Annotated in this window: 16 protein-coding genes; 3 read left to right on the top strand and 13 right to left on the bottom strand. The window is 71.3% G+C overall.

Annotated features, from left to right (window positions below):
* The first annotated feature begins 22 nt into the window (after positions 1 to 22).
* Together VFL28_01740 and VFL28_01735 are read left to right on the top strand one after the other, a co-directional pair.
* Positions 23 to 1,033: a BadF/BadG/BcrA/BcrD ATPase family protein gene (locus tag VFL28_01740; protein HET7263361.1), complete on the top strand. Its 1,011-nt coding sequence runs from the start codon at positions 23 to 25 to the stop codon at positions 1,031 to 1,033.
* Between the two features lie 12 nt (positions 1,034 to 1,045).
* A complete protein-coding gene (locus VFL28_01735; GenBank protein ID HET7263360.1) occupies positions 1,046 to 1,735 on the top strand; it encodes a putative N-acetylmannosamine-6-phosphate 2-epimerase in 690 nt (229 codons plus the stop codon).
* Positions 1,736 to 1,756: 21 nt separating this feature from the next.
* Here VFL28_01735 and VFL28_01730 read toward each other — a convergent pair whose 3' ends face one another.
* The 13 genes from VFL28_01730 to VFL28_01670 form a co-directional block, all read right to left on the bottom strand.
* Positions 1,757 to 2,671, bottom strand: coding sequence for a CehA/McbA family metallohydrolase (locus tag VFL28_01730; protein ID HET7263359.1), 915 nt, complete (start codon positions 2,669 to 2,671; stop codon positions 1,757 to 1,759).
* Positions 2,668 to 4,182, bottom strand: coding sequence for a glycerol kinase GlpK (glpK, locus tag VFL28_01725; GenBank protein ID HET7263358.1), 1,515 nt, complete (start codon positions 4,180 to 4,182; stop codon positions 2,668 to 2,670). Before glpK ends, VFL28_01730 begins: the two co-directional genes overlap by 4 nt.
* A gap of 12 nt (positions 4,183 to 4,194) precedes the next feature.
* Positions 4,195 to 5,544, bottom strand: coding sequence for an ABC transporter substrate-binding protein (locus VFL28_01720; GenBank protein ID HET7263357.1), 1,350 nt, complete (start codon positions 5,542 to 5,544; stop codon positions 4,195 to 4,197).
* 41 nt (positions 5,545 to 5,585) lie between these two features.
* A complete protein-coding gene (locus tag VFL28_01715) occupies positions 5,586 to 6,395 on the bottom strand; it encodes a carbohydrate ABC transporter permease (GenBank protein HET7263356.1) in 810 nt (269 codons plus the stop codon).
* A complete protein-coding gene (locus VFL28_01710; protein HET7263355.1) occupies positions 6,392 to 7,276 on the bottom strand; it encodes a sugar ABC transporter permease in 885 nt (294 codons plus the stop codon). The genes VFL28_01715 and VFL28_01710 overlap by 4 nt, the downstream gene beginning before the upstream one ends.
* Positions 7,273 to 8,040, bottom strand: coding sequence for a glycerophosphodiester phosphodiesterase family protein (locus tag VFL28_01705; GenBank protein HET7263354.1), 768 nt, complete (start codon positions 8,038 to 8,040; stop codon positions 7,273 to 7,275). The genes VFL28_01710 and VFL28_01705 overlap by 4 nt, the downstream gene beginning before the upstream one ends.
* An 80-nt stretch (positions 8,041 to 8,120) precedes the next feature.
* A complete protein-coding gene (locus VFL28_01700) occupies positions 8,121 to 10,253 on the bottom strand; it encodes a S9 family peptidase (GenBank protein ID HET7263353.1) in 2,133 nt (710 codons plus the stop codon).
* A 17-nt stretch (positions 10,254 to 10,270) separates the two neighbouring features.
* Positions 10,271 to 12,403 (bottom strand): transglycosylase SLT domain-containing protein, encoded by a 2,133-nt coding sequence (locus tag VFL28_01695; GenBank protein HET7263352.1) that lies wholly within the window; start codon positions 12,401 to 12,403, stop codon positions 10,271 to 10,273.
* A gap of 147 nt (positions 12,404 to 12,550) precedes the next feature.
* Positions 12,551 to 14,800 carry a phosphodiester glycosidase family protein gene (locus VFL28_01690; protein HET7263351.1) on the bottom strand — a complete coding sequence of 750 codons (2,250 nt, stop codon included), beginning with the start codon at positions 14,798 to 14,800 and terminating at the stop codon, positions 12,551 to 12,553.
* Between the two features lie 139 nt (positions 14,801 to 14,939).
* A complete protein-coding gene (locus tag VFL28_01685) occupies positions 14,940 to 16,343 on the bottom strand; it encodes a DUF4340 domain-containing protein (protein HET7263350.1) in 1,404 nt (467 codons plus the stop codon).
* Positions 16,340 to 17,791: a GldG family protein gene (locus VFL28_01680; GenBank protein HET7263349.1), complete on the bottom strand. Its 1,452-nt coding sequence runs from the start codon at positions 17,789 to 17,791 to the stop codon at positions 16,340 to 16,342. The genes VFL28_01685 and VFL28_01680 overlap by 4 nt, the downstream gene beginning before the upstream one ends.
* 4 nt (positions 17,792 to 17,795) lie before the next feature.
* Positions 17,796 to 18,557: an ABC transporter permease subunit gene (locus VFL28_01675; protein ID HET7263348.1), complete on the bottom strand. Its 762-nt coding sequence runs from the start codon at positions 18,555 to 18,557 to the stop codon at positions 17,796 to 17,798.
* Positions 18,554 to 19,519: an ABC transporter ATP-binding protein gene (locus VFL28_01670; protein HET7263347.1), complete on the bottom strand. Its 966-nt coding sequence runs from the start codon at positions 19,517 to 19,519 to the stop codon at positions 18,554 to 18,556. The genes VFL28_01675 and VFL28_01670 overlap by 4 nt, the downstream gene beginning before the upstream one ends.
* Before the next feature lie 114 nt (positions 19,520 to 19,633).
* On the opposite strand from VFL28_01670, the gene VFL28_01665 reads away from it, so the two are divergent.
* Complete coding sequence (locus tag VFL28_01665; GenBank protein ID HET7263346.1) at positions 19,634 to 21,223, top strand: alpha amylase family protein; 1,590 nt, start codon at positions 19,634 to 19,636, stop codon at positions 21,221 to 21,223.
* Positions 21,224 to 21,264: the final 41 nt, after the last annotated feature.

Here is a 21,264-nt window from a genome sequence, read left to right as displayed (position 1 = left end):
GGCCCCCACGAAGCCGCACCCGATGGACTATTTTCTCGGCGTCGACGGGGGCGCGTCGGGCACGGCCTGCGCGGTGGCCAGCGCCGACGGCGCAGTCCTCGGCATCGGGCACGCCGGCCCGAGCAACCACATCCTGGCCCCGGGCGGCCGTGAACGCGCCCGGGCGGCCGTGCGCGACGGGGTCGGACACGCGCTCGCCGCCGCCGGACTCGGGCATGTAAAGTTTCGCGCGGCGCAGTTCGGGATGACCGGCATCACGCGGGACACGGAGCAGGCCCGCGTGTTCGCCGAGGTCGTCCGCGAAACGCTCGAGGCGGCGCTCGTCCGCATTGAAAACGACGCGGTCATCGCCCGCGCCGGCGCCCTGGCCGGACGCCCGGGCGTCATCGTGATCGCCGGCACGGGATCGGTCGCGTACGGTGAGGATCCGCACGGCGGCCGGGCGCGCGCCGGCGGCTGGGGCTACATCTTCGGAGACGACGGCAGCGGATTCTCGATCGGCTGCGGCGGGGTGCGCGCGGCGCTCCACGCCCGCGACGGGACCGGCGAGCCGACCGTGCTGGGCGAGCGCCTCGGCGACGCCGCGGGCATGCCGGCGGCCGACATTCCGATGGCGTTCTACGAGGGACGGATCGACCGCTCGAGGATCGCGGCCCTCTCGCGCGTCGTGGCGCGCGCCGCGGAAGAGCACGACGCGGTGGGGCGCCGTCTCATGGAGGAGGCGGCCGCGGCGCTCGCCCGCCTGGCGGCCGCCGTGATCGCGAAACTGCGCTGGCCCGACGGCCCGGTCGCGGTCGGGCCGGTCGGCGGCGTCTTCGAAGCCGGCCGCACGATCCTGCGCCCGCTCGGCGAGGCCCTCGCCCGAACGGCGCCGGCGGCGATACTGGTGCCGCCGCGGCTGGAGCCGGCGGCCGGCGCGGTGCTGCTTTCGATGCGCGCGGCCGGCCTGCCGCTTTCGCCCGCCGTGCTCGCACTGCTCGCCGCGACGTGGGAGCTCCGCCTGGTCGGAGCCCCGGCCGGCGGACGTGCCTGAGCGCCGAACACCGTGAAGACGCCGCCGCTGCTCGAGTCGCTGCGCGGCCGTCTGATCGTCTCCTGCCAGGCCGTCGCTCCGAGCCCGCTCCGCCGCTCGGACATCATCGCCGCGCTGGCGGAGTGCGCCGCGATCGGCGGCGCGGCCGGGTTGCGGATCGACTCGCCCGAGGATGTGGCGGCGACGCGGGCCCGGGTGCGCGTGCCGATCGTCGGACTGTTCAAGCGGCGGGCGGGCTCGCCGCTCTACATCACGCCGGCGTTTGAGGACGCGCAGGCGATCGCGCGGGCCGGCGCTGAAATCGTGGCCGTGCAGGCCACGCGCGAGCGCGCCCGGCACGGCGACCCGCTCCCCCAGCTCATCGCGCGGCTCCACGCCGAATGCGGCGTGCTGGTCATGGCCGACGTGTCGACGGCCGACGAAGGCGCGACCGCCGAGGCGGCCGGCGCCGACGTCGTGGCAACGACGATGGCCGGCTACACGCCGCACAGCCGGCAGATGCCCGGCCCGGATCTGCGCCTGGTCGAAGAACTGGCCGCGCGTGTGTCCGTGCCGGTCGTCGCCGAGGGGCGGATTCAGACGCCGGAGGACGCCGCCGCGGCGCGCCGCGCCGGCGCGTGGGCCGTCGTCGTCGGGCGCGCGATCACGATGCCGGATGCGATTACGGCGCGGTTCGTCCGGGCGGTGGAGGAGGCGATATAGCCGGCACGACGTGCGGGGCGCTCATCGCTCCACGAACAGCGGGTTGGTCCAGGCCATCCCGCCGTCCGGCGCCACCACCTCGATCCGGAGATACTGTTCCCGCCCCCGCAGCGCGAACGACGCCTCGCGGAGGGGCGCGCCGTCGCCCTGGACGCGCCCGCCCCAGCGCGTGTCGCAGACGAACCGGACTTCGGTCGCGCCCGGCGGGGCGATGCGCACCGCGGCGGTCCCGCCGTCGAGGGTTACGTCCTCGAGCACGACCCCGGTCGATGCGTAGAAGGACCCCGCGGCCAGCCCCTCCGTCACGGCGGCGGGCGTGAGCGCCTCCGCCCGCAGCATCGTCCAGCCTTTGCCGTGATCGGCAAACTTCCAGTGGGCGTCGTCGTTGGCGGCGCCCAGCAGCGGCCGGCGGCGTGCGAGACAGTCGTCCCAGTGCACGCTGCTGTACCCTTTCCGGATATCCTCGTCGACGTTCGCGTTGTAGACCTCGATCCCCGCGATATCCCGCAGCGGCACGAGGTCGTCGGCGACGATCCCGGTCCAGTACGGGTGCGCGACGAACACGACGGCGCCCGCGGCGCGCAGGCGGTCGACCACGCTCTGGGCCGGCATCGCGTACCGCGCGGCGGTGTCTCTCGGCACGTCGATCATCTCGCGCAGCCCGATGCCGAGGATATGATACGCGGTGCCGACGCCGGTCCGGCCGGCATCGACCTCGACTCCCGGCACCAGGACGAGCTTCCCGGTGGCCGCGGACTTCGGCGGAGCCGTCACGCGATTGTGGTCGGTGATCGAGAGAAAGTCATAGCCGCGTTGCGCGTACCACGCCACGACGTCGTCGCCCGAGCGCGCGCCGTCGGACTCGGTCGTGTGGCAGTGCCAGACGCCGCGGTACCACCGTCCCGGACGCGAAAACGGATTGAGCAATCGGCTCACGGCTGCGCCCCCTTGGTCCATCCGCGCGCGCGGTCCACCGCGCGCCGCCAGCCCGCGTAACGCTCGTCCCGCTCGGCGGCGGAGATCGCCGGCCGGAACGTCCGGTCGGCGGCCCACCCCGCGCCCGCGGCCTCGATCGACTCCCACACGCCTTGCGCGAGACCCGCGGCGTAGGCGGCCCCCAGCGCGGTGGTCTCGCCCACGGCGGCGCGCACGATGGGGAATCCCAGCAGGTCCGCCTGCAACTGCATCAGCACATCGTTGCGCGAGGCGCCGCCGTCGACGCGCAGCGCCGAAAGCCGCAGGCCGGTCTCGCGCTGCATCGCCTCAACCACGTCCCGCGTCTGATAGCAAATGGCCTCGAGCGTGGCGCGAACGAGATGGGCGCGTGTCACGTACCGTGTGAGCCCGACGATCGCGCCGCGGGCCGTCATGTCCCAGTACGGCGCAAACAGTCCGGAAAACGCCGGCACGAAATACGCGCCGCCGGTGTCCGGCACGGACGCCGCGAGCGCCGCGGTCTCCTCGGCCGTGCGGATCAGGCCCAGGTCGTCCCGCAGCCACTGCACCGCCGCGCCGGCGATCGCGATCGATCCCTCGAGCGCATACGCCGCGTCCGGCGGGAGCACGTAGGCGACGGTGGAGACGAGACCGGCCGCGCTGCGGGCCGGTTCGGCCCCGGTATGCTGCAGCAGGAAACAGCCGGTGCCGTAGGTGTTCTTCGCGTCCCCCGGCCGGTAGCACGCCTGGCCGACGAGCGCGGCCTGCTGATCGCCGAGCGCGGCGCAGACCGTCACCGCTTCACGAAACGGCCCGTCGCGGCGCGTCTCGCCGTACCGCGCGCTGCTCGCGCGGATCTCCGGCAGGATCGCCGGCGGGATCCGGAACATCTCGAGCAGATCCTCCGCCCACGTGCGCGCGCGGAGGTCCATCAGCATCGTTCGCGAGGCGTTCGTCGCGTCCGTAACGTGCGCGCCGCCGTCGGGCCCGCCGGTCAGCCGCCAAACGAGCCACGCGTCGATCGTGCCGGCGCACAGTTCGCCGCGCTCGGCGCGGGCGCGCGCGCCGGAGACGTGGTCGAGGATCCAGGCGAGCTTCGTCGCCGAGAAATACGTCGCCATGGGAAGGCCGGTACGCTCTCGAATCGTCTCCGCCGATCCGTCGCGAACGAGCGCCGCACAGGCGTCGCGCGTGCGGGTGTCCTGCCAGACGATCGCCGGATAGACCGGCCGGCCCGTGGCGCGCTCCCACACGACCACGGTCTCGCGCTGGTTCGCGATGCCGACCGCCGAAAGCGGCCCGCCCGGCGGAGCGGCGCGGTCCAGCGCCTCGGCGACGACGCGGCAGGTCGCCGCCCAGATCTCTTCGGGGTCGTGCTCGAGCCAGCCCGGGTGTGGCGCGGACTGTCGGTGCTCGGCGTAGGCGCCCGCCAGCGGGCGCCCGCGGTCGTCGAAGACGATACAGCGGGTTCCGGTGGTCCCCTGGTCGATGGCCGCGATCCGGGCCGGCACGCCCCGCCGCCGCTACGAGATCCGCATCGTCCGATTGTAGCCCGTGATCGCCTGATCGATATCGCGCGCCGCGTCGTCGAGCGCCTGCTTCGCCGGCTTCCGGCCGAGCACCGTCGCCTCGATCGCGTCCTCGACGCGCTGCCGGGCTTCCGGAAACACACCGAGCAGCGCCCCCTGGGTCGCGCGGTTGATCGGGCTGCTGCGCAGCTCGCTGATCGCGGTGAGGAACTGCGGGCTCTTCGCCAGCGTCTCCTGGGCCGCAGGCTCGCGATACGCGTCACGCCGGATCGGGAAGTAGCCCGTGCCGGCGTACCACGCGGCCTGCTGCGGGGGCGCGCTGATGAACTTCACAAACTCCCACGCCGCCTGCTGTTCCTGCGGCGGCCGGTTCTTGAGGATCCAGACCGAGGCGCCGCCGACGATACTGCCCCCCGACGCGGCCGACGGCGGCTTCGGGAAATAGCCGGTGCCGATCTCGAACCGTCCGCCGGCCTGGGTGAGCAGGCTGCGCAGCACCGCGGTCGAGTCGAAGGTCATCGCGGTCTGTCCCGCCGCGAACGCCCGCTGGCTGGCGGCGGTCGGCCGGCCGGGATTGGCCGCGACGCCGGCCTTGACCATCCGCGCCCACCAGTCCAGAATCCGCGCCCCCTCTTCCTCCTGGTTGAAGACCACCGCCGTCGGCGCCGCATCGCGGCCGTTGCCGTGGTTGCAGTAGAGCGCGCCCTGCCGCGCCAGCAGCTGCTCGAAGAACCAACCGTAGATCGCGAGCGTGATGCCGGACCGCGTCGCGCCGCTCTGCACGAGCCGCTTCGCGTAGTCTTCGATCTCCTCGAATGTCCGCGGCGCACGGTTGGGATCGAGTCCGGCCTTCTTGAACAGATCCTTGTTGTAGTACAAGATGGCGCTCGACGTGTTGAACGGCATCGAATACAGCCGGCCGCCGACCCGGTAGTACGCCAGGATGTTGGGCTCGAGCGGCCCGAGGTCGAACTTGTCGCGGTCGATAAAGTCCTGCATCGGCACCGCGCCCTTGCTGTCGAACATGAACCGCGTGCCGATGTCGTACACCTGCACGACGGCGGGGACCGCGGTCGACTGCATCGACGCGCGCAGCTTGTTGATCGCGTCGTCGTACGTTCCCTGAAACTGCGCGTCGACCTGGATGTCGCGGCGCGCGGCGTTGAACCGGCTCACGAAGGCCCGCACCACGGTCTCGCCGAGGGCACCGCCCATCGAATGCCAGAACACGATCCGGGTCGGCGCCTGCGCCGCCGCCGGCCGCGCCCAACGTCCGCCGGCCGCCAGCCCCGCCGCCACCGCCCCCGTGCCGCGCAGAACGGTCCGTCTTGTCAGCCGCTTCACCGCGTTCGCCCCCTTTTGTGCAGCGTCGGCCCGCGCCGATATCAGCCTTTCACCGCGCCGGCCGTCAGTCCTCGAACCACGTGCCGGTACCCGGCCAGGAACACCACGGCGGTCGGCAGGACCATCAGCACGACCCCGGCCATCACAAGGCCCCAGGAGACCGACTCCTGCGACTGCAGCAGCGCGAGTCCGATCTGTACGGTGCGCATCGCCGTCGAGTTGATCACCAGGAGCGGCCACAAATACTGATTCCAGGTCGACAGAAACGCGTAGATCCCGAGCGTCGCCAAGGCCGGTCGCGCGAGCGGCAGCACGATCGTCCACAGGAACCGCCGGCGCGTACAGCCGTCGATCCTCGCCGCGTCGGCGAGTTCACGCGGGATCGTGAGAAAGAACTGGCGCAGCAGGAACGTGCCGAACGCCGTCGCGAGAAACGGCGCCACGAGCGCGGGATACGTGTCCAGCCAGCCGAAGGCCCGCACGGTCAGGTAGTTCGGTATCAGCGTGACCTCGAGCGGCACCATGAGCGTCGCGAGAAACGCGAAGAACAGCGCGCGCCGGCCCGGAAACTCGATGAAGGCGAAGGCAAACGCCGCGAGCGACGACGTCAAGAGCTGTCCCAGAGTCACGGCGCCCGACTGAATTGCCGAGTTCAGCAAGAACCGGCCGAGCGGCGCCTTCGTCAACGCGTCGGCGTAGTTGTCGAGGACCGGCGCCTGCGGCCACAACGACGGCGGGTAGCGCCCGAGTTCGGCGCCGGACTTGAGGCTCGTCGACACCGCGAACAGCAGGGGAAAGAGCACCACCGCGGCGATCGCGATCATGCCGGCGTGGCGCACGCCGCCGTTCACTGGTACGTCACCCAGCGTTCGAAGACCGTAAACTGCAACCCCGTCAGGACCAGCATCAGGCCGAAGAGGACCATCGCCTGCGCGGCGGCGAGGCCGAAGCGAAAGTTGACAAACGCGTTCCGGAAGATGGAGTAGACGATGACGTTGGTCGACTCGACGGGGCCGCCCTGCGTAAGGATGTTGATCTGGCCGAACGACTGCAGGACCCCGATCGTCCCGACCACGCCGACGAAGAACAGCGCCGGCGAGATCGCGGGGACCACGACGTGGCGAAACACGCCCCAGCCGCCGGCCCCGTCGATGCGGGCGGCTTCGACGAGCTCCTCCGGCACGCCCTGGAGCGCCGCCAGCAGCACGACGACGTTGAACCCGAGGTCCTTCCAGACCGTCGCCGCGGCGACCGCCGGCAGCGCCCACCGCGGGTCGGTGAGCCAGCCGATCGCCGGGGCGTGCGCGAGGCTCAGGAAGTAGTCGAGGATGCCGACATTCGGATCGAACAGCCACGCCCAGATCAGCGCGGCCGCGGCGATGCTGACCGCGATCGTAAATGAATAGGCCGTGCGGTAGACTACGATGCCGCGCACCGGCCGGTTGGCCAGCAGCGCGAGCGGCAGCCCGATGACGATGCCGGCCGGGACCGTGTACAACGCGAACAGGAAGCTGACGCGGAGACTGTTGAGAAACGCCGGTGACCCGAGCAGCCGCGCGTAGTTGCCGGTGCCGGCGTAGAGGCCGAGCCCGCCGAAGGGGTCGGTTTCGTACAGACTCATTTGGGCGTTGCGGAGCAGCGGATAGAAGACGAAGAGTACGAAGACCGCCAGCGACGGGACGAGGTAGGCCAGCGCCGAGACCAGCTCCTGCCGGCCGCGGCGCCTCGTCACGTCCGCTCGAGCACCCGCGCGAGCAGCCGGACGTCGTTCGAAGTGACGCCGTCGACGCCCCACCCAAGACAGCGCCGCATCGGCTCCTCCTCGTCGATCGTCCACGGAAAGACCCCCAGCCCCGCATCGTGCGCCGCGGCGACGGCATCCTCGGTGAGCAGCCGCCACCGCGGGCAGATCGCGTCCGCGTCCGCCGCCCGCGCGGCCGCGACCGGGTCCACCGGCCGCGCGTCGTACACGACGCCGGTCGCCACCTCCGGCGCCGCCGCCCGCATCGCCCGGATCGCGGGATGATCGAAGGACATCACCAGCGCCGCGCCGAGCATGCCCCGCCGCCGCAGCGCGTCGGCGATCTGCCGTTCGATCCCCTCGTAGAACACCGGGCCGTGCTTGATCTCGAGCAGCACCGGCGCGCGGTCCCGCATCAGGTCCAGCACTTCGTCGAGGGACGGGACGCGCTCGCCCGCGAACTCCGGCGCGAACCAGCGGCCGGCGTCGAGCCGGCGGAGGTCCTCAAACAGAAACGACCCGACGGCCCCCCGCCCGTCCGTCGTCCGCTCGACCGTTTGATCGTGGATGACGACGAGCCGTCCGTCACGCGTGCGCTGCACGTCGCCTTCGACGGCCGGGGCGCCGGCGTCGAGCGCCAGGCGAAACGCGGCGACGGTGTTCTCAGGCGCCTCGCGCGACGCGCCGCGGTGCGCGACGCCGAGGGCGCGCCCGCCGGGGCGCAACCGCCGCCACCGCGCGCCGGACGGGCTCACCCCCGCCACACCATCCGGCAACCGAGTAACTCCACGAGTGGAGTTCGTGAAAGTTCGGCGAAGAGACGTCGCAGCCGCGTCTACTTCGCTTTCTTCCTGGCGCCGCCGCGTATCCGCGCGGTCCGGGGCTCCGCCGGCTGTTCGTCCTCCGCCTCGTCGCCGGCCGCCTCTCCGCCCGATGATTCGGACGCGGCGGGCTCCGCCGCGGGCGACGGTGTGGAGTCGCCGGCGCGCCGGCCGCGCCCCACGGTCCCGCCGCGCCGTGCGCCGCGCCCCCGAGGGGCGTTGTCCAGATTCTCGATCGGGACCGCTTCGACCGCGTCGGCCAGCGCGAACCCGAAGATCTGCGAGTAGAAATACGCCTCGGCCTCGAGCGTACGCTTGATGTGCTCCGCCCGGCGAAAACCGTGCTGCTCGCCCGGGTAGGCGATGTACGCGACGGGAATGCCCTTCCGCTTCGCCGCTTCGAAGATCATCTCAGACTGGTTCGGCGGGACGATTTTGTCCTCGAGTCCCTGAAACAGGATCAGCGGAGCCCTTAGCTGCGCGATGGACTGGATCGGCGACCGTTCACGGTAGCGGTCGAGCTTCTCGGGATACGGCCCGATGAGGTGCTCGTCGTAGCGCGACTCGAACTTGTGGGTCTCTTCGTGGAACACGACGAGGTCGCTGATGCCGAAGTAGCTCGCGCCGGCCGCGAAGAAGTCGCGGAAGCACAGCGCGGCCAGGGTGGTGTAGCCGCCGGCGCTGCCGCCGTGAATGAAGACGCGCTCGGAATCGGCGGCGCCGCGCCCGATCAGGTGGCGCGCCGCGTTGATCGAGTCGTCCACGTCCACGACCCCCCACTGTCCGTAGAGCCGCTCGCGGTACGCGCGCCCGTAGCCCGTGCTGCCGCCGTAGTTGACGTCCACCACCGCGAAGCCGCGGCTGGTCCAGTACTGCGTGCTCAGGTTGAGCGTCCCCGACACAGCGCCCGTCGGTCCGCCGTGCACGCTGACGATCAGCGGCGGCCGCTCGTCCGCGGGCGCGGCGGCGTCCGGGTTCGTCGGCGGATAGTACAGCGCATGGGCGGTGACGCCGCCTTCGGTCGAAAATTCGATGGCCTCCGGACGCGACAGATATGAAGCCTCCACCGGCGCGTCGGCCGACCTGCGCAGCACGTCGACGCGGCGGGCCCGAAGGTCCGACAGCACGATCGACGGAAAATCCGTCGGCGAGCCGCCGATGAACGCGATGCCGGGGCGGCCGCAGCGGATGCTGTCGAGCGCGGTGTACGGCAGGGCGATCGGCTCCAGCACGCCGCGCGCCGGATCCAGCCACGCCAGGCGAGACCCGCCCTCCGCCTTGTACGCGCAGACGAGCCGCCCGTCGGGCGCCACTGCGTACGTCGCCTGGCCGAGCCGCCAGGCCGGCCCGCCGAACTCCGAGGCCGTCTTGAGCACCGGCTCGACCTTTCCGTCGCGCCAGCGGTGTGGATTCCACCAGCCGCCGGGGTCCGCGAGGAAATACAGCGTGCCGTCCGGGCCCCATTCCGGCTGGAGTATCGATTCGTTGGGCCCGCCGGCGACGCGCCGGGCGCCGGCGACGGTGCCGTCGCGCGCGAGTTCACCGACCCACAGCTCCGTGCCGTCCCAGGGCATGTTGGGGTGGTTCCACGTCAGCCAGGCGAGGCGTGACCCGTCGGCCGAGAGCCGCGGCGCCGAATAGAAGTCGTTGCCCGAGACCAGCACGCGCGGCGCCACGCCGCCGCGGCACGAGACGCTGACGATCGAATTGACGGCCTCACGGTCCGATGCCGTGTGGTCTTCCCGTACGCACACCAGCCGGTCGCGGCGCAGGTCGACGACGAGGTCCGCGTACCGGTACTCGCCCTCCGGCGTGATCGCCGACGGCGGTTCGCCGGGCCCGCAGCGATACAGCCGCCCGTCGTCAAACGACGAGAAGAACACGACGGCCCCGCGCACCGCGTACGCGCCGCCGCCGTACTCGTGCACCCGCGACCGCGCGTTGAAGGGCGCGGGCGTGACATCGGTGATCTTGCCGGCCGAGGTGCGGCGCACGACCACGCAGCGGCCGCCCTCCGCCGGCCGGCCTTCGATCCAGTAGACGTCGTCGCCGTCCAGCATGACCTGTTCGAGGCCGATGCCGGACGCGGCGACGAGATCGGGGGTAATCGGCGACGGCCACGAGCCGTACGGCAGCGTGCGGGGCATGAACTTCCTCCTTGGAGCTACTGGGTCGCCGCGGGATGCCCGTTCTGGTAGAGCCAGCGGTACATCGCGGCCGACTGCTCGACGGTCTTGACGTAGCCGCGCGTCTCGCCGTACGGGATCTCTTCGACGAATGTATCCGGGTCGGCGCCGGGCCGCGCCGCCTGCCACTGCCGGACCGCGTTGGGACCGGCGTTGTAGGCGGCAAGGGCGAGATCGACGCGGCCGAAGCGCATGAGCTCGGCCTTGAGGACCGCGGCGCCGAGAGCGATGTTCGTCGCCGGGTCGACGAGTCCCCGCTGATCGGGCGTCGTCATGCCGAGGCTGCGCGCGGTGCTCGCCGCGGTCCCGGGCATCAGCTGCATCAGCCCGTAGGCGCCCGCGGACGACACGGCGGAAGCATCGAAGCGGCTCTCCTCGCGGATCACGCCCGCGATGAGGTTCGGATCCACCCCGTCGCGCGAGGCGGCCTGCGCGATCGCCGGCCACAGCGCGCGCGGGTACAGCGCCTCCCACAAGACGCGCGGCAGGCGGTGCGGCGCCGGTGTCCCGAGCGCATCGCGCGCATCCTCGGCGACGCCGATGCCCCGACGCGGTGCGTCGAACTGAGTGTAGCGCACGCTCAGCAGCGTGAGGACGGCGGCACGGGATGCCGCGGGCGCGGCGGCCGCGGCCGCTTCGAGATCGCGCGTCGCGTCGTCGGTCTGTGCGAGCGCGTCCAGTTCGCGAAACCGGTCGAGCGACGGGATCGTGCCGGGCGGCACCTCGGGCGCGTTCGCGTCGATCGCGGCGCGCGCCGCTTCGTTGAGACGGGCGGCGGCGGCCTGACCGTAGTAGGTGTCGCCGTACAGCGTCGCGGCGCGGCGGTAGTTGTCGGCGGCCCAGTCGGCGTGCCCGGCCAGCGCCGCCGCGCGGCCGGCCCAGTACCACGACGCGCCAGCGGCGTCGGTGCCGGCCGCCGCCTCCGCGGCGTGGAGCCATGCGGCGCGCGCGGGGGTCCACCGCCCGCCGCGGGACAGCAGCCAACCGACCTGCCACAACGCCCGGCTGCCGTACCACGTCAGCGGAAACCGGTCGCCGGCCTCCTGATAGAGCGCGATCGCGGGTCCGGCGGCGCCGCGCTCGGCGCGCGTCTCCGCGATCAGGTAGAGTCCGCGCGGCGCGAGGGACGACTTCGGATACTCGGCGGCGATCCGGCGCGCGTATCCGAGCGCCTCCGCGTCCCTCCCCCCGGCGAGCGCGATCCGCATCAAGTAGAACAATGCGTCGTCGGCGTGGGTCTGGCGCAGCGCGGCGTCCTGCTGGAACCACCGCGCCGCGACGGAGAAGTGCCGCTGCCGGTACGTCAGCACACCGAGCATGTAGAACGTGCCGTCGTCGTAGAGCCACGCGCGCGGCATCGACAGCACGCGCTGGAGATCCGCGTACGCCGCGGCGCCGTCGCCGGCATCGAACTCGCTCTTCGCGCGCTGGTAGAACACGTCCACCGGCGTCGTATCCGGCGGCAGCGGGTGCGCGGCGGCGAGCGCGGCGAGGCGGGCATGCGCGGAGGCTGCGAACGGAGTCGTGGGAAAGGCGACCGGGATCCGGCGGTACGCCTGCGCGGCGTCGGCCCACCGGGCCTGCGCTTCGAGCGCCTGCCCCATGTCGAACCAGGCCTGTGGGGCGTGCGCGCCTTGTCCGAACTGCTCGAGGTACTGGTGAAACGCGCCGGGAGCGTTTGCGGCGCGCGCGCCCCAGAGGCTTTCGGCGCGCCAGAAGACCGCGAGTCCGCGCATCGTGGAATCCGGGAACCCGGAGATCATGTCCGAAAACGCCGACGCGGCATCGTCGAATCGGCCCCCGTTGAAGTCCGCGACCGCGACGTAGTATTCCGCGTGGTCGGCGAGGATCGGGTCGGCGCTCGCCGCGTGCCGGAACGCCGTGGCGGCGTCCTCGTAGCGCTTCTCCCCGAGATCGATGACGCCGAGCAGGTACGCGGCCCGGCCGCCGGCCTGGCCGTCTTCCTGCGCGAGCGGCTCGAGGGCGGCGCGCGCGCTCGCCGGATCGCCCCGGCGGTACGAGTCCACCGCGGCGGCAAGGCGGTCGGAGGCCGGTACGCCCCGGGCCGGCGCAACGGCGAGGAGCGCGGCGCACACGAGCGCCGCGGACACCGCGGCCGCCGCTCGGTTTCGTCTTGGTCGTGGGTTCATACGGTGGTGATCCTGCGTGATAGGTTTACCCCGGTCCAATGCGGCGCGGACGCCCCTCTTCCCTGTCCCCGGCCGCGCCGCGAGACGGCCGCTTCGCGGCGGGCGACGCTAGTGGCCGTACAGCGCGCGCAGTCCGCTGAGATAAATCTCTCCGCTCGGCGTCTTTGTCGGATCGGTCTCGACCACGTACACGTACGTCCAACGGATCGGATACGCGACGCCGCTCGGCAGCGACGCGGCCACCTGCCTCCACCCGGTCCAGTCCACGTGCCGCGCGAACGTCACCGTTCCGCGGTCGCCCTTCGCGTCGGTGTAGGCGCCGCGCAGCCACGCGCCGTCGCCGTCGCCGTAGACCCACACCGACACGCCGGTCGGTTCGCCGGGCAGCGGCAGGTCGGTCTCCACGTACGCGGCGCGGCTGCCCTGACCGTCGAGGTGAAACTGCAGGCGCAGCGACTGACGGTTGTCGTGGGTCGGGGTTGCGACGATCGACACGTCCCCGGTCACGGTCTGCGGCGGATACCCGCGGAACGACGCCTGCTCCTCGAACGCCGGAATCAGCCGGGCCTGCGGACCGCCGACCGACACACGCACGTCGGCGGCGGCGCCGGCAAGCCGCACCGTCAGCACGCCTGTGCCGGTCGCCGTCCCGGCGACGAAGGTCCCAGGCGCCTGCACGGCGCCGAGCGACGGCGGATCCAGTTGCCACGCGACCGATTCTTGAGGCAGCGCCACCAGACGTCCGGTGGAGTCCAACCCCGACACGCGCAGCGGCGCGCTCTCACCGACGGCCACCGAGACCGAGCCCGGCGACACCACCAGCCGCGCGAGGCGGGTGACGACCGAGACCGGCGCGCTCCCCGAGGCGCCGCCGCTCTGCGCGGTGACGGTGCCGTCCGCGGGCTGGGCGCCGCCGACGATGCTGCCGTCGCCGCCGACGAACACGAACTGCGGCACGGGTTGCCGCGGGCCCGCGGGTCCGCGGGCCGGTGGGCCCTCGATCCGGAGCAACCCGCCGGACGCGGCGAACTGCACGGGCCCCGTCAGCGGGACGGGATTGCCCTGCGCGTCCACGCCGATTGTAGGCGGCGTCACGCGCGCGCCCGGATAGAGCACCAGCGGCTGATTGTAGTTCACGAGGACGCGCACCGGCGGCCCGGGGGTCGCGGTCGTATAGACCAGGACCGCGTCGGCGACGGGCCGCTCCTGTCCGTCGGACGGGGAGTTGACGATGGACGCCTGCTGTTGTCCGGGTATCCGGACGACCATCTCCGCCGAGCCGCCGCTGTCGAACGCCATCGCCTGATAGGCGCCCTGCCGCTGCATGTACGCGGCGAGCTGCGGCCGGGTGAGCCCGATGCTGAGCCACGGCTGGCGGCCGTCCGCCTCGACGAACGTGAGGAAGCGGCCGTCCGGGCCGATGCCCACGGCCGCGGCCGGATACCGGATGTTGCGCTCGCCGGCCGCGGGCGGGTCGGGGTCTTCCACGATCTGTCCGCCGTCGACGAGGATGGGACCCCCGCCGACCGCCACTTGCGCGTTGTGCCAGTCGGGATCCGTCGTCAGGTTGACGGTGAGCGACGCGCCGGCGTTCAGTCGCCGCTGGATCCAGTCCGCGCCGGTGCCGCGGCCAAGCAGGACGATCTCGCCCTGCGGGAACGGCGCGAAGAACGCCTGCTGCGGCCAGATCTGCTTGACGAAGTAGCGGCCGCCCGGGGCCGCCGCCGAAGGATCGGCGGGCGACAATTCCGCGACCATCTGGCGCACGCCCGCCTCAGGCGGCGGCGCGCCGTAGCCGCGCACGCTCGAGATCACCATGACGCCGTTCTGCGGCAGGCCGGCGTTGAAACTCTCGAGCGGCTGCGTCTCTCCCGTGTCCGTCACGACGTTGCCGGTCCAGCGGTAGCGAATGATGCGCGCGGCGCCGTCACGGCCGATCGTGAGCGCCACGAAGCGCCACGGGCTCCTCAACAACTGGCCGTTGCTGACCACGATGTTGAGCGGCATGCCGGACTGATGAATGTCGAAATAATCGGCGTTGATGCCGGCGACGGCGCCGGCGCGCAGCGCCATCGAGGAGACGGTCTCGTCATCGCTGATCAACTGGTCGTGGGCGACCGTGACACCGAGGTGCACGGCGGGGTTGCGCAGGTCCACCAGCAGGTGATGCATGTCGAGCGGACCGTCGGAGGTCGCCATGGACACGTGCCGGTACTCGACGCCGGCGGCGACGGGAAGCGGCACCACGCTGGACGCCAGCACCGCGGGCCAGTCGGCCGGTCCCGCGCCCCGGGCCGAGGGGGCGACGAGCCCCAGCACCAGTAAGACCGTGAGCACGCGGGCCGTGCCCTGCCGCATCCTCTGCCTCATCGGTTTTGCGCCGTCCGCTGGTAGGTGTGTTCGTGCGCCGAAAATCGCGGGCCATTTCGGCGCACGGACGTCCGCGTCCTTCCCGCCGTGCGTCAGCGCTCGACGGCGGGCGCCGGCCGCACGCGCGTCACGGCGTCGGCGGTTTGGCGGGAGACGCGCCGGGCCGCGGGGCGGTGGGCGTCACGGCGGCCGGTTTGGCCCCGCCCGCCGGCTTCGCGCCGCCCGGCGCAGGCGCCTTTGGAATGGCGAGAAAGGCCGTGATGCGCTTCGGGAAGCCGTCGAACGCGTTCGAGGGCAGGCGGTACTGCAGGCCGAACGCGGGATTCGTGGCGAGCCACGCGCCGGCCGGCCCGCGGTACACCAGCACGCGCAGCGGCGCGCCCGCCCCGCCGTCGGTTTGAATCGCGAACGCGGGCGTGCCCGGCGATCCCGCGGGCAGCGGCTCGACCGTGTCGGCCTCGAGAATGTTGATCGAGGAGAACATGTCGCTGATCTCGCCGTCGGAGAGGCCGCCGCCCGAGAAGCCGGGGCCCTGACGGCGCACCTGCAAAACCTGCTCATCGCGGCTCCACGTTACCGCCGTCAGGTTTTGCGCGTTGTAGGGCAGAAGGCGCTTGCTGACGAGCGCGATCGGCGCCGGCGTCAGCCGGCCGATCAGGCCCGCGTCCAGCTCCAAGACCGTCGGCGCCCCGGCCACCATCCCGTAAGTGAGCTTCCCTTTTGATGCGAAGAGCAGACGCAGCGGGGCCTGCCGGTTCTTGAGCGTGACGTCCACGGTCACCGCGGGATGGTCGAGCCCGTACGGCGCGAGGTCGTGCACCCCATCGTGGAACTTCTTGGCGTCCGACGTGGTGATCGGAAAGAACAGATCGGTGACTTTGAAGTCGTCGGCCGGCCACGGGTGCGGGCCGGCGAGCCGCCAGCGGTCCGGCCCCAGACGCTCCACCGCGAGGGTGCCGGAGTGGGACGTCACGCTGACGCGCTGCACGTCGGCGTTGGGGAAATCCGCGAGTGTCTTCTGGCGCAGATCGTTTGCCGTCTTGGCGAGCGCGTCGTTCGCCGACGCGTCGACGAGGTAGACGGCGTCTCCCGGAACCGCGCGCGCGTAGCGTCCGGTCGAGACCGGCGAGGTCTTCCCGATGTCGACCGAAACCGTCTTGCCGTCCTGCGCGTGGAGGGTCAGCTCCGTGTCCGGCGCCGCCAGGCCGTACGCGGCCCAGTCCGTCGTCTTATCGGCCACCGTCCGCTGCGGCACGATCCCGAGGACCCCGTCCAGAAGATCCGAGACCGCGAAACTCGACGCGGGCGCGTCGAACGGCCGCGTCACGGTCCAGTGGGTGGCGTCCGTCCGGACGAGCTCCACGGTGCCCTTCGCCGTCCGCACCGTCACCTGCGTGATCGCGTTCTTCGACAGGTGCACCAGATGGCGCGCCTCTTCCGCACGCTGCGCCTGGGGGCGGTCGACCACAAGGATGTAGGCGCCGACGAGGGCGGCGATCACCGCCAGCGCGATCGTAACGCGGGGACTCACAGACTGCGCCTGCGGAAGTACACGGAGCCGCCGAGCAGGAGGAGCGCGAGCGGCAGCGCGATCACGCTCCCGACAAAGAGGTAGCGGCCCTGTTGCCCGGAGATGATAAACGGATCGAACGGCGAGACGCGCGGCGCGATGCTGACCAGGTTGCCCGACTGCGTCAGCCAGGCGACCGTGCTCGTGAACAGGTCGCGGTTGCCGACCAGGCCGACGTAGCTGTTGCGGATGAACGAGCTGTTGCCGAACAGCACCGCGGAGCCCTTTGCGGCCGCGGCCTGGACCGCGGCCGGCTTCGCGCCCGCCCCCTTCGACGCCGCGGCGCCTTTGGCGGGCGCGCCGGGCGCGGTCGGCGTGACCGATGCGGCGGGCGGCTGCGGCGCCGCCCCGGCGCCGGCGGCGGGGGTTACCTCCACGCCGAGCATCGAGGCGCCCTTGCGGTCGACGCCCGCCTGGTACGAGATGTCCTTCGCGTCGAGATTCGTCTTTACATAGCTCGCCTCGGAGCTTTTGACGATCGGCGTGACGGTAACGTCTTTCGCCTTCGCGTCGGGAACGAGCGGCGTCGCGACCGGAAACGCCGTCGCCAGATTGAAATTCTGCGTGATGTCGCTGTACGGGTACTGCGTGACGATGGGCACCGCCGGGTTCGCTCCCAGCAGGCGTGACACCGGATCGACCACGAGGCCGCCCGGCGCCGCGACGTGAAACTCCCGGCCGAGCCAGGCTCGGACTCCCGCCGGGCTCGTCGGATCGACCAGCACGAGCAGGTGGCCGCCGTCCCGGTAGTAGCCGTCGAGGGCGTCGAGCACTTGCGGCGGCAGCTCCTGGCTGGGCGAGGCCAAGATCACCGCGGACGCGTCGGCCGGCACCCGCGGCTCTTTAATAAGGAAGAGCGGCTTCACATCGAACCCCTTGCCGGTCAGCGCCTGCTTCACGGTGCCCATGCCGACCCGGGTGAAGTCGTCGAGCGGCACCTCACCGTCCCCCTGCACGACGTACACGCTCTTCTTGCCGGTCTCGAGGACGTGAAGCAGGCCGTTCGTCAGGGCGTCCTCGGTCGCGTCGTCGACGGTATAGGTCACGGCGCCGCGCTGTAGGACGATCTGGCCGTACGACGTCACCTTGAACTTCTGCGCCTCGGCGGGATTGCGGTCGGGATCGACGAGCCGGTACTGGAAGTTCTTCGAGTAGTACTGGTAGGTGCCGAGCAGATCCCGGTAGCGGCCGGTCGAGTCGGCGCTCGGAAACGCGATCGCCTCGGTCGGCCCGGGCAGCGTGCGCAGGATCTTGAGGGTCTGCGGCGAGAGCGAGTGCTCGCGCGTCGCGGTGAGATCCCACCGTGCGTGGTGCTCCGTGCCCAGGTAGTTGAGACCGATGAGCAGCGCGAGGACGAGCAGCGCGGAGACCAGCGCATTGGCGGTCAGCAGCCGGTTGCGGCGGAGCATCAGCCTACCTCCACTTTCGGGACTCGAGCGCGAGCGCGCCGAGGAACAGGAAGAACCCCGCCAAGCTCAGGAAGAACAGCACGTCCTGCGTGTCCACCGTGCCGCTCGAAAACGTGTTGAAGTGCGTGGCCACCGCGAGCGACGAGAGCACCTGCTGGGTGACCGAACCGGTGGCCTGCTGGGCAAAGCCGAGCACCCAGAACAGCAGCAGAAGCGAGAAGCCGATCGCCGCGGAGACGATCTGGTTCTCGTTGAGCGTCGACGCGAACAGCCCGATGGCGAGGAACGCGGCGCCGAGCAGCAGAAGGCCGAGGTAGGTCGCGCCGAGCAAGCCCCAATCGAGCCGGCCGATCACGGCGAGGCTCAGCGGCATGTACGCGCTGATCGCCAGGAGGACGAGGTACAGCACGACCGCAGCCAGGTACTTGCCGAGGATGATCGCGGTGTTGGTGACCGGCGAGGTCGCCAGCAGCTCCATTGTGTGGGCGCGGTCTTCCTCGGAGACGAGCCGCATCGTCAGCACCGGCACAAGCAGGATCATCACGAAGCTGACGTCCTGAAAGAGCGGGCTGAAGATGATGCGCGTCGGGTTGAAGTCGGCCGGCGGCGTGCCCTGCAGCTGCAGCACGTTGGTCGTGTACAGGCCGATCAGCGAGAAGAACAGGAAGCCGGTGATGAGAAAGAACATCGCCAGCGCGACGTAGGCGATCGGTGAGGCGAACAGCTGCTTCAGCTCTTTGCGCGCGATGACGAGCGTACCGTTCATGCCCGGGCTCCCTTCGCACTGCCCTCCTGGGCGGCGCCGTCCTCGTGCGTCACAAGCTTGAGGAAGACGTCCTCGAGGCTCATCGCCAGCGGGCGGAGCTCGAGCAGTCCCGCGCCGGACTCGACGACCGCGCGGGCGACGTGCTCGCGGACGTCGGTGCCGAGGTCGGATTCGACCAGCAACTCGCCGGGCGCCTCGGCCGCCGTCACGTGGCGCACGCCGGCGATCCCGCCGAGGCGCTTCGCGAGATCCGCGGACGGCCGCGCCGCCCGCAGGAGCGTCTTGTCCGAGTTGCGCAGCCGCGCGGCCAGCTGCTCGTAGGTGTCGACGGCAACCACCGAGCCCTCGTTGATCACGATGACGCGGTCGCAGACGGCGGTCGCCTCGGGCAGAATGTGCGTGCTGAGGATGATCGTGTGGGACCCGCGCAGGCCCTTGACGACGTTGCGAATCTCTACGATCTGGCGCGGGTCCATCGCCGACGTCGGCTCGTCGAGGATCAGGACCTCGGGGTCGTGCACGATGGCGTGCGCGAGCCCGACGCGCTGACGGTAGCCGCGGGAGAGGTTGCGCACCAGACGGTCCGCCACGTCGTCGACCCTGCAGAGGTCCATCGCGCGGTCCACGGCGTCGGAAATGCGCCGCCGCTCCACGCGCTTGAGCCGGGCGACGAAGGAGAGGTATTCGCGCGTGGTAAACTCGTCGTAGAGCGGTACCACCTCCGGCAGATATCCGAGATGGCGCTTCGCTTCCAGCGGCTTGTCCACGACGTCGATTCCGGCGATGGATGCCCGCCCCGCCGTGGGCGCCAGAAATCCCGTCAGGATCCGCATCGTCGTCGTCTTGCCGGCGCCGTTCGGGCCGAGAAACCCGAGGATCTCGCCTTGGCGCGCCTGAAACGACACATCGCGGATGGCCCAACGCTCCCCGTAGCTCCGGGAGAGCGACTCGGCCTGAATCACGAGCAAATCCCCCCTTCCAAGCGGACAGCCCCTATCCTAATCGCCAAGTTCCGCCGTTGCAAGGGCGGTCCGCGCCGACATGTCGCCGCGCCCGCGCGGCCGCTGTTGACGGTGATGCTTGCCGCGGCGGTCGCGGCCGTGCTCGCCGCGCCCGCGACCCTCCCGCCGGCCGCCGACGCCGGGCCGACCCCGGTGCCGCGCCTCGCGATGTGGATCGAGCCGGGCGCGAACCTCAAGCAGCTCAGCACCGTGGACGGCGTGCGCGCCGCGCTCGATCGGGCGAAGGCGGCCGGCATCGACACCGTCATGCCCGAGGCGAAGAACGCCTGGGGCTACGCGAGCTACCCCAGCTCGTTCATCCCGTCGCTCGCCGACTCGCCGATCCCGCACTCGGGCCCCGGCGGCGGCTACCCGCCGCCCGCGCAGTGGTATCCGCGCGACTACGATCTGCTGGGGACGATCATCACGGAGGCGCACGCCCGGGGCATCAGGGTCGACGCGGCGGTCAACACGTTCGGCGAGGGCTACTCGCCGATGCGCACCGGGCCGTCGTTCACGCACCCCGAGTTTCAGGCGACCGCGTACGTCGCCTTCCGGCGCGTCGTCTCACCAGACGGTAGTTCCTACGAACTGGCGGGCGTTGATGTTCCGCGGGGACAGGATCAGCTCGTGCTGTACACGCCGGCCGCCGGCGCGGCGAGCCCGGCGTCGCGTTGGGGCGTCGAGGCGGCGGTGGCCGACGGCGCCGTCACCGACCTGCGCGACCGCGCGGCGGGCGATGCGGACCCCGGCGCGGTTGCGGTTCCCAAGAAGGGGTACGTGCTGTCCGGTCACGGCGCCGCAGCGGCCTGGCTGCGCGGCGCGTTCAAGACCGGCGACCGGGTCACGATCGGCGCCGTCGAGACGCGCATGGAGCCGTCCTCGACCCACGACATTTTTGCGTTCGCGAATCCCGCGAACCCGGAGGTCTGGAACTACGAGCTGGCCGCGGTGCGAGAAATCGTGGCGAAGTACGACGTCGACGGCATCGTGCTCGACCGGACCCGGTACGACGACCTGTCCGAGGACTTCTCAGACCTGAGCCGCGCCGCGTTCGAACGAACGATCGGCCACCCGGTCGCGCACTGGCCCGAGGACATCTATACGTACGTCCCGCAGGGCTACTGGGTGACGCGCAGGTTCGGTCCGCTGTATCAGGCCTGGCTCGGCTATCGGGCGCAAACGATCATGGCGTACACGCGCGCGGCGCGCGCAGTGGCCAAGGCCGTGCGGCCGGGCGTCGCGGTCGCCATGTACGTCGGCTCGTGGTACCCGGTCTATTACAATGAAGGCGTGAACTGGGCGAGCCCGAACGTCCGGGCGCCCTACTCGTGGATCGGGGAGGGTTGGGTGCGGGCCGGACTCGCGCCCCTCCTCGACTACCTGATGATCGGCACGTACTACCGGCCGGTCACGACGTGGGAGGCGATCCGCCGCGGCGACGGCGCGCTGATCAGCGTTCAAGGCAGCGCCATGCTCGGTGTCCAGCTCGTACACGGCGACACGCCGGTCGTCGGGTCGCTGCTGCTCACGCTCTACGACGGGAAGCCGGCGACTCTCACGCGTGCGATCCGGATGTCGGACGCGGTCACGCGCGGGACCATGCTGTTCGACCTCGTCTATCTAAATACGCTCAACCTGTGGGACGCGATCCCGAAGCCCTAGACTCGGACCCCGTCCGGAGATAAATCGACCGGACCGGCGCG

Source organism: bacterium, from assembly GCA_035691305.1.
Taxonomy (GTDB): domain Bacteria; phylum Sysuimicrobiota; class Sysuimicrobiia; order Sysuimicrobiales; family Segetimicrobiaceae; genus DASSJF01.
The sequence above is the reverse complement of the archived record's forward strand: the minus strand, read 5'-3'. Positions and strand labels throughout refer to the sequence as shown.